This window comes from Sphingobacterium sp. JUb56, assembly GCF_014191365.1.
Classification (GTDB): domain Bacteria; phylum Bacteroidota; class Bacteroidia; order Sphingobacteriales; family Sphingobacteriaceae; genus Sphingobacterium; species Sphingobacterium anhuiense.
On sequence record NZ_JACHWL010000001.1, the window covers coordinates 3,418,570 to 3,432,079 of the forward strand.

Below are 13,510 nucleotides of genomic sequence, written 5' to 3' on the forward strand. Positions count from 1 at the left end.
CAATAAAATCAGAAGACAAAACTTAACGTCTGCCTTTAAGATTTCAAGAACATTCTCTTAAATAAATTATGCAATTAAATATACTGCATTCAAAGGCAATTCATCAAGTTGATTTATCTCCGACTGTTTAACAAATCCCTTACTTTCAAAAAGTCTGATAAAGGGATTTCGAATATACTCGTGGATCCATACCGCTTCATATGGCCTGCAGACGGATAAACTTTTTTCCAGTAATGCTTCTTCTACACCCAGATTAAAATATTTTTTTAAGATCCCAAAATTGGCAATACGGATAGCCCGTTTACGGTCTAAACTCGAAGGTCTAACGCCCTTTGACGTAATTTGGACAAATCCTGCCGGTATATTATCGACGTATGCGATGAGCCATTGATTTGACATGCTATTTAATTCTTCAACCAAATTGCTATCACTAAAATTTTCATGTATATATTTCTCTACGAACGAAAGCTCTAGATGTTTTGAAAACTTTTCTATCGCTATCGCATGCGTTAATGTTAAAAGAGCTGCCAATCCTTCTTCTGTAGCTATAGTAAATTTGATTATTATTTTCATACTGATATCATAAATGTGTGTGCACAAATGTATAAGTCTTTCAAAAGAATAAAGAGAACAGCTTATGCAACATGAAGCAGTACAGTTGTTATCGCATTAGTTGACCAGCAAGCATAATCGCTTCTATCTTCTTAACAGAAAATTTGTCTGCAAATACTACTCGAAAGTAATTTGCGAACGCCCCCGAAAATGAAAAAGTATACCCAGGAGTAAATCTCACTCCTATTTGCTCACATTGTCTGTAAAATTTAAGCATGTCTGTCCCGTCAGGCATCTTTACCCAAATATTATAGCCTCCTGCTGGCATTAAAATAGAAGTACTGTCCGGAAAATTAGCAGAAAGCAAGTGTACAGTACTATAGGCATTCTTAGCCAATTGCATTCTAAAGGAACGTATATGACGATCGTAACTACTTCCTGTCATCAGTTTGTTTAGCGTCTCCTGATATAAAGGAGAAACGGTACTTCCCAATGAAAATTTAATCTGCTCTGCCCGTTGCATAAATTTTCCAGCCGCCAACCAACCTAGTCTTATACCGGGGGCCAACGTTTTCGAATAGGACGAATAAGTAAGAACAAGACCACTTACATCAAAACTTCTCAAAGTAGTCGGTCGCTGTCCATGAAAATTCAGATCACCATAAATATCATTTTCAATAAGCGCAACATTATAGTATTGTGCTACAGTAACTAAGGCTAGCTTTTGTTCATCTGACATTAATATCCCTGTCGGGTTATGAAAATTTGAAGTTACAATCGCCGCTTTAACCGGATTGTGAAGGCATGCCTCTCTGAAAAAATTAATATCAAATCCCAAAACCGGATTTACAGAAATCTCGATAACTTTCAGGTTCAATACCCTTATTACTTCAAGTACCGAAAATACACAGGGACTTTCCACTGCTACAACATCGCCCGAAGAACAAACTGTAGCCAGAGCAATATATAAAGCCTGCAATGCACCATCTGTAATAATTAGCTCATCCATATGAATAACAGTACGATAAGCTGCCGCACGTGTGATAATATGTTCTTTTAACTCAACAGAACCATTTGAAGGATAATACCGAAGCAGACCTGCCCCCTGCTCCCGGATCACCTGTTGCATTGTCCGCAACACTAACTTTTGTGGCACAAGCAAATCTCCAGGAGCAGCTACATTAAACTCAGAAAATGTCTTTCCTGCTCCCGCAGAAGTTGTAAGTCCAAGATGATCCTTAAATATAGCATCCCTAATGACTGGAATACGGTCACTTTTTAACTCTTCTACATTTTTTTTTGTTTGATAACTTACATAATAACCCGATTTAGGAATACTTTCCACTAAACCATGAATCATCAGATATTCGTACCCATTTTGTATTGTACTGACACTGATCTTAAACTGTTCTTTCAACTCACGAACGGAAGGCAGTTTATGACCTGGCTTGAAAATACCATCTTTGATATTTTTTTCTATAGTACTGGTAAATAGTTCGAATTTATACGCCTTCATATCTGTACTGGTAAGTTTTACAAAATCTACACCTATATCGCAAATCTAAGTAATTTACCTTTGAGAAAAAAAATACTATGTCCCCTAATAATTTCATAAGTAGTCCAGTAGATCTACGCAATTTATCCTTTTCCTCTTTACAAGTTGTATGCGAAGACTTACGATCGTTTATTATCGATCATGTTGCCGTAAACGGAGGTCATTTCAGTTCTAGTTTAGGTGTTGTTGAACTTACTGTGGCCTTACATTATGTTTTTAATACGCCTATAGACAAACTGATCTGGGATGTAGGACATCAAGCTTATCCTCATAAATTACTCACAGGAAGAAGAAAATCTTTTTACTCTAACCGATTACTAGGAGGTATAAGCGGTTTCCCCTGTAGGGACGAAAGCGAATTTGATGCATTTGGAACTGGTCATTCTTCTACCTCCATTTCGGCCATCCTAGGTATGGCTATCGCAGCCAAATATCGCGGAGAACTCAACCGGCAGCATATTGCTGTTATTGGAGATGGGGCGATGACAGCAGGACAAGCCTTTGAAGCAATGAACAATGCGGGATATGAACAACCAAACATGCTTATTATACTCAATGATAATAATATGTCTATCGATAGCAATACCGGTGCACTGCAAAATTATTTGACAGATCTCACGACCGCTAAATATTACAATACCTTAAAGTTACATCTCAAAAATCTCCTTTCATCAGAAAATTCATCCACAAAATGGGCGTCAGATACGCTGCGAAAATTTGATAAAATCATTAAGGGAGGATTTATGCAGTATAGTAATCTTTTCGAAGCATTAAACATACGATATTTTGGTCCTGTAGATGGACATGATCTAAAAAAAATGATTAGTTTGTTCGAAAAACTAAAGCACATACCAGGACCAAAATTACTTCATTGTGTTACTGTCAAAGGAAAGGGATTTGCTCCCGCTCTGGCCGATCCTAAAAAATGGCATGCTCCAGGAACTTTTAATAAATCAACGGGAGCGAAGTTGAGTACAGTTAATCGCAGTCTCACTTTTCAGGAGGTTTTTGGAAATACGCTACTTACACTAGCAAAAACCAATGACCGCATCATAGCAGTCAGTCCAGCCATGTTATCGGGTAGCTCGTTATCGAAGATGAAATCAGAAATGCCTGACCGAGTTTTTGATGTCGGTATTGCCGAACAACATTCCGTTACTTTTTGTGCTGGACTTGCCGCTGACGGCATGTTGCCATTTTGCGCAATATATTCAACATTCCTACAGCGCGCCTACGATCAGCTCATACATGATGTCGCTTTGCAAAAGTTACCTGTTGTGTTCTGCATAGATCGTGCAGGTATTGTTGGCACAGATGGGCCAACACATCACGGCGCATTTGACATTTCCTTTCTTAGATGTATACCCAACATAACAGGCGCATCTCCCATGGATTTGGATGATTTTAAAAATCTGCTTTTCACAGCACAATGCGATACGTTAAATGGTCCTTTCGCGATACGCTATCCAAAAAGCGTAGGCTCTGGTGAGCTCAAAAGTAAGTTTTGCAAAATACCTCTCGGAAAGGGACGAAAAATCAAATCTGGAAAAAGAATAGCCATATTATCGCTCGGTCCGATAGGTCAATTTGCAGTAGAAGCCTGTCAAGAACTTTTGGATGATCACATTGATGTAGCCCATTACGACCTCCGGTTCTTTAAACCTATTGATGAAACATTACTGCACGATGTCTTTAGTCAATTTTCAGTCGTGATTACTATAGAAGATGGTAGTATCATAGGCGGGATAGGTAGTGCAGTAATGGAATTTATGGTAGATAATGGATATCATTCCATTTTAAAACGTCTGGGGTTACCTGATACATTTGCGACACAGGGAACCCAAAATCAACTTCATGCATTATACGGATATGATAAGAAAGCTATAATTTCTTTGATTAGATCACTACACCATGAACCAAATAAAGAGAACATCTCTTAAAAAAAACAATTAGTTATATAAATATGCTGCGCTTGTATCTTGATTTAAGCAAATAAAACAAGCTCTGAAATAGAGCTTGTTTTTAAATATCAGAACTATCAAAAATAGCCAACCTATTCAAGTTTATATTACCAAAGTTTGTATGCTACACCAAGTGTTAGATACATATTATGCAAATTATATCCTACTCCACGGAAAGATGAAGGGAAAACTGGATTTAAGCCTAATTGTCCTGTCAGATCTGCCACCCAACGTTGACCAAAATGCCTTGAAACTCCTAAATGAGCTCCAATATCAAAGGATCTCACCTCTCTTGAAAAGTCAAAATCAGCACTTTCAATCAATACTTTTTCACCTAATGAATTACCTTTTCTAATATAACCATCTGATACAGTTCCTTTGAATTCAGCCGATAATAAACAAGCGAAATACATCCCTAATTTAAAATCCCATTCTCCCTGACGGTAACCTGCAAAAACAGGTAGCGTTAAATACACATTTCGGGATGTCGTGGCGTTTGTTCCTGTAAAATCTCCTTCAAAAGAGCCTTTTTCACCATTACCATTATCCACAGAAATAATAGTATGAAAGTACTGGACACTGTCAGTTACTTTCATTCCTTTAACATCTACGCTTAATCCAGTACCTACAAACCACTTTGATGAAAGATCATATGTAGCCTGATAGCCAAAAGAAGGTGAAAATATCGGTGCATAACTATTGATCTGACGAATGGTATTAGGAAAAGAAAAAGGAGCCGTAGCACCAATATTATAACCTAATGTAATTGAATGCTTAATCTGATCAAATAAAAACTTTCGCTTTATGTCTTGTGCGTACGAGATATTTGATCCCACCAATAGACAACAATAAAGGGATAACGTTATATATTTCTTCATAATAAAGGTACGATTCTTAAACTATCTACCACTAATCGCGATCCTATCGCTCCTCTATATTGATCCCCTTCAGCACTGGACGAGGTAACAATGGTCATCATCAAATTTTTACCAATACTAGCATCCTGTTTATATACAAAAGGAATATCAAAACGTGTAAAATTGGTTTTATCAGAGCCATCCTGAAGATCCGCACGCGCAATTATCCGGTCCGAATTCATAATATTAGTCGCATTAAGTCTATCCGGACCGTTAAACAAAACGGCATAGATACTACATTTGTCTTTCACTCCTGGCTGAACCTGACCTGCCTTATTTATAAAATCAGGTCCTGCACTATATTTATAATAACCTGTGAAAGATTTAGGAAGCCCCTTATAAGGTTCTCCAAATTCTGTCGCCGCCAACGGATTAAGCATAGCCTGAGAAGCATTAAAATTTCCTAAAAACAAAGAACCTGCATACAGTCGAATACCAATAAGTTCTGATAAAGGTGTACCTTTAATCGTAACCAGTTCTGCAGCCTTCGTTCCAAGGTAACCATCTGTAGTGGATCGTGTCGGGTATGCGTCACTGCGCGCAGGAACACCCGAAAGCGCAACTCCCGGATTGCCGGAAGACCAGAGCTGTAATCCAGCATCCTCTACCGGATACTCATATTTATCTGTAGGATGACTAGCCCAATTTTGAAAAGCAAAATCCCAATGACCAATATTCACAACTTTAACCGTATACCGTTTGGTGTTTTCTCCTGATTCTGAAGTGACATCATATACAATTTCTTGATCACCGTCAAACTTGATCAGTGTTCCACTTGCTGGTTTTACAGAAGCACCCCTAGATAACGTCAGCACCGGAGAGATTCCCGAATCATAGGCTTCGTTTGTAAGGTTTAATGTTATTGTCCGATTTATCTGATCTATAAACACATTACCAGTTAGTAAATGTGGATCAACAGTAACGGATTCAATATCTGCCTCAGGGTTTTGCGGAGCATCCTTAATACAGCCTTGCATAAGCACTATGCATAGAAATAGCGTGGCAAAAAGCCGTTTTCTCATCGTTCCTTGATTAGTATTTATTAATTACGTAAACCATTCTCATTTGATTAGTCAATCGTATTATTTGACTCAGGTTCATTTTTCCACAGTAGCTCTTGTTTCGGTAAGGCCAGATCAACTCCATTCTCCTGAAATACAGATTGGATGGTTTTAATCACATCGCTTCTTACCTGACCCGTGTCTTTTAAAGTTTTCACCCAGAAGTAAATTTCTATCATTATAGATTGTGCTGACAGACTTCCAAATTGCACGGATACAGCAGGAGTAGCGAATATCTGATCATTCTTATGTAAAACATCTACGATTAACATTTTTACTTTATCCAGATCTGACCCATATTTTACCTCTATCTGAATATGTATTCGTTTTTTAAAACCACCGACAGTCCAATTTAATACATTGGAATTCAAAAGATCACCATTAGGCATAATGAGATCAGCACCATCTAGTGTCGCAATTACACTGCTACGAAAACCAATAGATTTAACCTTACCGGCATGTCCGTCAATTTCGATTAGATCATCTACGTTAACCGGTTTTTCAAAAGCTATAATCAATCCACTGACTAGATTATTGACTAGTGATTGTAAGCCAAAACCAATTCCTACACCCAAAGCACCAATCACTAACATGATTTGATCTACGGGAATTCCGGCAGCGGCGAAGGCTAGGAAAAAACCGATTGAGATAATACTGATACGAATGAGCAGAATCCAGCTTCCCAAACGGAACTTTTTCTCCTGCTTATCATCGTTGGAATTCCATTGGGAGTCTGATGCAAAAAAAGATACTATTTTGGAAAGTACGGTGGCTCCGATCATAATAAGCATAAAAATAAGCAAGTTATATATCGAAAAGGTATAACTTCCTAACTGATGTTCTTCCTGAAAAAAACTTTTTAATGGTTCTGACAAAAGCCTAAACTCATAAAAATTTCGTCCAAATAATACGAACCAGCCAACAATTAAAATAGCGTAAAAAAAGAATGGGGCCCGCTTACCAACTCGATTATAATTAATGTAAAAAAGTCTTCTTTCCTGCTTTTTATAAAGATTAGAGGCATAAGTCAATCCCTCATTAACCAGCCTAATCACCCAAAGAAAAACAATCGCAACAACGACATTCATCAAACCTGCAACCATCAAAATTTTAGCAATATTGAAGCGCCCCAATACATTAAACAAAATCGAAAAAAGTTCCATTATGGTCATAAGAAAGATCGGTATAAGAATCCAACGCTCACGTAATTCTTGATGACGCTCTTTATTAAAAAGAATAAAGATACCAGTAACAAAACTTATCATGGCAAGAATAACCATTAACCATCTTTCTGGCCTAGAAGCCTGCAATACAAGATTATCTACAGCTACAAAGGCAAATAAAACGACAAAAATAACCCAGATACCCAACCAATATTTAGAAATTTCTTTTCTAAATATAATAGTGATCATCAAAGCAGATACTAATACAATTCCCGCAGTAAAAATAAATGGTGGATTAGGAAATAAAAACTGAGCTACACTGAGCGTAATCACTATTCCTGATAGAAATGGAGAGCTTAGTAGCATACTTTTCACTTCTTCTTTATTATTTATATTTCTAATTCCAGATCGTAAAGAATAAAGATAGGTCGTTACGAGAAGTAACAATAAAACAGAAAGAATAATCTTTCCCCAATGCCCCTTTAGGTAATAAAAGAATACCAGCTTTGCTTTTAGTGCGGAAAAGTAAAGCACTTCGTGGATCGGCCGATCAAAATTACTTTCTTCCCAAAGATTTAAAAATTCTTGTTGAAATGTTTTATCTGAAATTTGCTGTTGATCGTATTCAATTTCTTCCATTCCAGTTTGAAGTTGAAGCAACTCAAAATTAACTTGATTCTGTATGGTCTGTATAGTATTAATATTATCTTTTAATAAAGTTGTGACAGGAGTTATTTCCACAGCTACAACTTTCAGTTTGTGAATATATTGATTGAGTTCCGTTGAGTCTTTAGATAATATAAATAGTGATTTATCATTACATAACGAATCAATCTGAAATCTATAACGAACCAGCTGGTCTAAATAACGATCAACCCGTTTCTTATAGATAGAAACCTCTGCATGAAGAGCATCAAGAATATGATAAGTTGTGGTCAGGTTGCGCGAGGTTTGAGTTGTACCCTTATTTTCAAAGACACCATCTTTGGAAATATTATGCCATTGGGAAACTTGATTCAGATCGCGAATAAGGGCTACAGTATCAAAACCTTTTTTCAAAAAAGAGCGGGCTTGCCTCGACAGCACTTCGATTTCTTCAATGACTTGATTTTGTCGTATGGCCGCTTTATCTGTCTCTATATCTTGAAGACTTTTTTTCGCCGATTCTTTAAAGAAAATCTCGGTACGTGAAACGAAATCTTGCTTTGCACTATCTTGTGCCAACACTTTTGAATATGCGTCAGAAACAAAAAGAAATATGGTCAGCAGTATAGATATATTCAAAAAGCGCATTCTCTTTAATAATTAGGTTAATAAGTTTATCCTACACAAAAGATTATATGTCAGAGCACTCATCAAATTTAATGATTAATATTGAAGTATTTTATGTTTTTAAGCTAAATAATCGATAGGCAATATCAATTCTAAAAACATGAGTACTCATCTACAATTGATTTTAAAAACCATATTAACACGTAAATGGAAGATAATCGTTCTCTCCTATATATCTTAGCATCACACCTTAATTTACACTGATCCTGAAAATAAGGAGACGGGCGGTTTGGTTGTTATAATAATCATGAGAAAATGATCTTAAATCGATCACTTTCTCATGATAATAGCACGGTAAGACTCCTCAAATTAGTAGTAAGAAGAGTTTAAGTTATTGTTTTCTTTTTCCGCTTTTTCAATAATTTTGATATCTGTCAGAATTAGAGGAAAGTTTTTCTTAATACATACATCCTGTTCAAAATGGACTGAAGGTTTACCATCTGCAGTCCGAATAGTCCAACCGTCCTCCTCTGTATAATTATCATCCGTTCCTAAATTAATCATCGGTTCAATTGCTATCACTAAGTTTTCTTTCAAGACCTTACCTTTACCACGTTGTCCATAGTTAGGAATATCTGGTCCTTCGTGCAAATCACGTCCTAATCCATGACCGACCAAGTCGCGTACTAAACCATATCCATATGGTGAAATATGAGAGGCTATTGCATAACCTATATCGCCAATACGATTACCATGCACAGCTTGCTCGATACCTTTAATCAATGATTCCTTTGTGATTTTGACTAATTGAATTACTTCTTGAGCAACTTCACCAATGATAAATGTATATGCCTGATCTCCGTGAAATCCGTTTTTAAATGCTCCAACATCTATGGAAACTAAATCACCCTCTTTCAAAGGATTATGATTTGGAAATCCATGCACGATAGCATCATTTACTGAAGCACAGATATGGAATGGAAATCCACCAAAATTATGAAACGAAGGAATTGCACCATGATCACGAATAAATTCATTTGCAAAACGATCGATATCAAGTGTTGTGATACCTGGTCTAATAATCGATGCAATAGCAGCCAATGTTTGACTTGTCAATTTTGCACTTATTTGCATTAATGCTACTTCTTCTTCTGTCTTATAAATCATATCATTTATTTTTATTACAATCTGTTACAATCAGGCTTTTAGCCAATAAATATCACTTCACCAGGATCAAGATTCTAAATGAGCACACATCCATCTAATCTACTGATTAAGTAATAGTTTGAAACAAATTTAATGACCATAATACAACTAGAAAAGTAAAAATTGGACAATAATTCGACATAGCACTGAATATATTTTAAGTACTTTTGTAAAACTATGCCCATTAATTTTTTTGGAGATATTAAACCATCTGATTCCATAATAGGAGAATCAACAAGATACTGGAGGGATTCTAATTTATTTTTTAAATCAGAATGCATCTTAGGTGCATATGTATTTTCATGCAAAGACTTAGAAGGCAACCAGGCACTATTCAATGACGGTCTTCCTACTTTAATTTTTATGCCTAATAAAACGGATATCGTTCATATTAAAAAGGCTGATCAAACAATCAAATTAAATGCGGCATGGGTATGTTGTGGGACAATACAGAATACTTACTGGCAACTACCTCAAGATCTTGAATATATTATTGTATTACGTTTTCATCCTTCATCCTTTTATCAAATTTTTGATGTAGCACCAGAATTCTTTCTTTCACATCCCGTCTGTAGCTTAACTGACATCATAAGTGAAAAATCAAAATTGCTAATCGATAAACTGTATCAAAATAAAACTGTTGCAGATCGTATGCAATTACTGGAAAACACAATGCGCACATATACTCCAGCAGAAAACCTACCTTCTCTGCTTCAAGAAGCTTTAAATAAAATTGAACAGAAAAAAGGAAATATATCTGTAGCAGATGTAATCCATGGTTTGGGAGGAAAAATAAATCGTAAATGGCTACAGAGAAGTTTTGTAAAATACATGGGAATTTCTCCTAAAAAATACATTTCTTTACAACGCTTCATTTATATATATGGCGAGTGGCAGAGCAACTATCAAAAGGATTTCATGTCGAACTCTTTCTTATCTGGTTATTATGATTACAACCATTTTTTAAAAGATTTCAAACTATATATAGGCGTCTCACCCACGAAATTTAAATAAGCAGAAACTATTTCCTGCTCATTTAAATACAATATTACTAATCTTCATGTGTAAGATTAAAAAATGTAAGCATTTGCTCTAATGCATTATTGGCATGCATAATTTCACTATTCTTTAAAGTATCTGCTGTAGCCTCTGCACCTCTCTTGATCATATCTGCTTCAAAAAATGCTATAGCACTCTTTAAATCAGTAAATTTATCTCTGGTAAGACATGATGCCAATTCAAATGCATCTTGCATCGCAACATTGGCACCTTCACCAGCAAAGGGCGGCATCCGATGAGCCGCATCTCCAATCATAGTCAGGTTATGATTTGCTTCCCAAGATTGATCAAGCGGAAAGTAGTATTGTGGACGTAAAATTAACTGAACATGCTCATTTCTAAAAAATTCAGACCATGCTGTACTCCATTCCACAAACACCTGTCTGAACCATTGATCCGCTTGCTGCTTGTCTTTCAAATCTATTCCATTTTCTTTGAACCAATGTTCTGGACATTTAAAGCTCGCAACAAACATAATCGAACCATCACCTTTAGATCCGTATCCCACAAATTGCCCCTGCCCAAAAGCCATCACCTTTCCATCTTTCGCAAATTCAACAAGTTTTGGAGCATGAATAGCGGCATCATAGATATTACCTTCAATCAAGGTGATACCAGAATATATAGGCTTAATAGTACTAATGAGCGGACGAATTTTTGAATTAGCTCCATCGGCAGCAATTACCAAATCTGCATATGTAGTTGTGCCATTTTTAAAATTTAAATACCATCCATCTTGATGTGATTCCATGGACACAAATTGGCTGTCCCAAATGACAGTATCGGGTTTTAATGAATTTAACAGAATATCACGCAATGGTCCCCGGTCTATTTCAGGTCGGTCTTCTCCTTTTCCAATTTCACGATCATGATCATCCATGTGAATGTTAAGATCCTGATCGACAAGCAACAATTTACTTGCAGTGGGTCGGTGATGTTTATAAAACTCTTGAAGAAGACCTGCACGCTTCATCGCTTCTAATCCAGTACCTTCATGAAGATCCAACGTAGATCCTTGCACGCGCACTTCACGATTAATATCCCTTTCGTAAACATTTACTTCCACATTTTGCATCTGTAAAAGACGAGCTAAAGTTAACCCGCCAACGCCACCTCCGACGATAGCAATTTTCTTATTTTCTACTAACATTCTTTTTCTTTTAACACGATGTGGTAAAATTATTCAGAGTTAAGAGAAGATAATAGTATAAATCGGTCGTTTTTATTCTTCAATAATTCTTTCGGTACTACGCCAGAAAATTTTTTTATATCTTTTATAAAATGGGTCTGATCAAAAAAATTCTCTTCAGGAAACAATTTCCCCTGTGCAACATGATCCAGAGATGCTCGAAAGCGTAAGACATTGCAGTATACCTTCAGGGATAGGCCAAATTGCTGATTGAAATACCTATTGATCTGACGGCTGCTCCATATCACTTTTTCTGCTAATTCTTTTACAGTCACGGATCCCTTCGAGGCATAAATTAAATCAAATAAGTGTTGTTTCCGTTTATCGATTTGATGGGGAATTAAGGACTCCATTGTCAGTGTTGCTTTATTCATAAAACAATTAAAATCTTGCAGATCATCTTCAGAAAAATCCCAAAAATCACTTGTAAGCACTTTGCCTGAATCCACTAGATCGGAAATAGGTTGTTTCAAAATATAGTCGACAGCAAGTAATTTAAAACTTACCACAAACATCTTTATACGTGCGGGAATAGTCGCCGGTTTATGTTGTGTACCAAGTCCCAATAATATGATTTGAAAAGGATTTTCCGGTGATTTAGAAAATATCAGATCAATTCGTCCATCTGGTAAACCAACTGTTTCTTTTTCCTGATCAGATTGATTATGCAAAAACCAAAAGCTTTCTACATAATTACAAAGGGATTTATTCGGTAAAAAAACGCCATAGTCTATGCTCTTATCCATCACCTTACAACCATATTTAACTGTGATCTGACAGCTGAAAATTCATAATTTATTGAAATATCAAAACTAATTTACAGATTATATTCTTACAGATAAATACTTCTCCTATTTAATAATTATAAATAGCATATACTTAGACCAGCTCCCCTAATCTTTAATTATCTATCTTAATCGTTGCTAGCCATTTCTTTATATCCGCTTTAACCTGCTCTTCTTTTGCACCTTTCATCACCAAAAAAAGTCCTTCTTTTTCCTTTCCGCCTGTAGTAGAATAGCCTGTTAAAACGGTACTATTAGCACATAATTGCCTTAACGTTTCAAAACTGCTACCAATACCATACCCGCCATTCGTGTTAAAAGGAACAATCGTTTTCCCACTTAAATCATTTTGGGACAAAAAGCTTTTGATTGGAGGAGGAAGTTGCATTGCCCAAGTAGGAAACCCGACAAAAATTACATCATATTGTTTTATATTCTCAATTTGCGTTTTTAAAGGAGGCAAATAGCCTCCTTGATTTTCACGAGCAACCTGATCTACTACACTTTGATAATCCAGTGGATAAGCTGTCATTAATTCGATCGGCACCAGATCACCTCCTATTTCTTTGTGGATGATCTGAGCAACTGCCTTTGTATTGTTTGTACGCGATAAGTACACGATTAATATCTTTTTATCATGAAGCGGTTTGTCTGTTATTGGAGCAGAGCTAGACTGCTCTTTTATCGGTTCTTGAGCCTGAGAATAGGATAATAGCAATAATAAAGCTACACTTAATAGTAATCCGTATTTTGTTAATGCTTTCATTATTAATCAATTTATTAGACAAAT

General features: G+C 36.2%; 11 protein-coding genes. 2 read left to right on the forward strand and 9 right to left on the reverse strand.

Annotation, left to right across the window (positions count from 1 at the left end; genetic code table 11):
• Positions 1–66: 66 nt before the first annotated feature.
• Together FHR29_RS14670 and FHR29_RS14675 are read right to left on the reverse strand one after the other, a co-directional pair.
• The gene (locus FHR29_RS14670; RefSeq protein ID WP_183915525.1) at positions 67–573 is read right to left on the reverse strand and encodes an N-acetyltransferase; all 507 of its coding nucleotides are present in this window, start codon (positions 571–573) and stop codon (positions 67–69) included.
• Between the two features lie 88 nt (positions 574–661).
• On the reverse strand, positions 662–2,068 hold the full coding sequence (locus FHR29_RS14675; protein WP_183915527.1) for a PLP-dependent aminotransferase family protein: 1,407 nt from the start codon (positions 2,066–2,068) through the stop codon (positions 662–664).
• A gap of 77 nt (positions 2,069–2,145) precedes the next feature.
• Here FHR29_RS14675 and dxs point away from each other — a divergent pair, with 77 nt between their 5' ends.
• The gene (dxs, locus tag FHR29_RS14680; protein ID WP_183915529.1) at positions 2,146–4,047 is read left to right on the forward strand and encodes a 1-deoxy-D-xylulose-5-phosphate synthase; all 1,902 of its coding nucleotides are present in this window, start codon (positions 2,146–2,148) and stop codon (positions 4,045–4,047) included.
• A gap of 128 nt (positions 4,048–4,175) precedes the next feature.
• Here the strand turns inward: dxs and FHR29_RS14685 are convergent, their stop codons facing one another.
• The 4 genes from FHR29_RS14685 to map form a co-directional block, all read right to left on the reverse strand.
• Positions 4,176–4,946: a porin family protein gene (locus FHR29_RS14685; protein ID WP_183915532.1), complete on the reverse strand. Its 771-nt coding sequence runs from the start codon at positions 4,944–4,946 to the stop codon at positions 4,176–4,178.
• Positions 4,943–5,962 (reverse strand): PCMD domain-containing protein, encoded by a 1,020-nt coding sequence (locus FHR29_RS14690; protein ID WP_183915534.1) that lies wholly within the window; start codon positions 5,960–5,962, stop codon positions 4,943–4,945. Before FHR29_RS14690 ends, FHR29_RS14685 begins: the two co-directional genes overlap by 4 nt.
• Positions 5,963–6,054: 92 nt before the next feature.
• Positions 6,055–8,502, reverse strand: a complete 2,448-nt coding sequence (locus tag FHR29_RS14695) for a mechanosensitive ion channel family protein (protein ID WP_409321997.1) — start codon at positions 8,500–8,502, stop codon at positions 6,055–6,057.
• Positions 8,503–8,850: 348 nt separating this feature from the next.
• On the reverse strand, positions 8,851–9,648 hold the full coding sequence (gene map, locus FHR29_RS14700; RefSeq protein ID WP_132771955.1) for a type I methionyl aminopeptidase: 798 nt from the start codon (positions 9,646–9,648) through the stop codon (positions 8,851–8,853).
• A gap of 216 nt (positions 9,649–9,864) precedes the next feature.
• Between map and FHR29_RS14705 the strand changes: the two genes are divergently transcribed.
• Complete coding sequence (locus FHR29_RS14705; protein WP_132843993.1) at positions 9,865–10,701, forward strand: AraC family transcriptional regulator; 837 nt, start codon at positions 9,865–9,867, stop codon at positions 10,699–10,701.
• A 37-nt stretch (positions 10,702–10,738) separates the two neighbouring features.
• Here the strand turns inward: FHR29_RS14705 and FHR29_RS14710 are convergent, their stop codons facing one another.
• From FHR29_RS14710 to FHR29_RS14720, 3 genes are all read right to left on the reverse strand, one after another.
• The gene (locus FHR29_RS14710) at positions 10,739–11,896 is read right to left on the reverse strand and encodes an NAD(P)/FAD-dependent oxidoreductase (RefSeq protein WP_183915538.1); all 1,158 of its coding nucleotides are present in this window, start codon (positions 11,894–11,896) and stop codon (positions 10,739–10,741) included.
• Positions 11,897–11,925: 29 nt separating this feature from the next.
• Positions 11,926–12,681 carry an AraC family transcriptional regulator gene (locus tag FHR29_RS14715; RefSeq protein ID WP_183915540.1) on the reverse strand — a complete coding sequence of 252 codons (756 nt, stop codon included), beginning with the start codon at positions 12,679–12,681 and terminating at the stop codon, positions 11,926–11,928.
• Between the two features lie 154 nt (positions 12,682–12,835).
• Complete coding sequence (locus tag FHR29_RS14720) at positions 12,836–13,486, reverse strand: flavodoxin (protein WP_183915542.1); 651 nt, start codon at positions 13,484–13,486, stop codon at positions 12,836–12,838.
• Between the last annotated feature and the right edge of the window lie 24 nt (positions 13,487–13,510).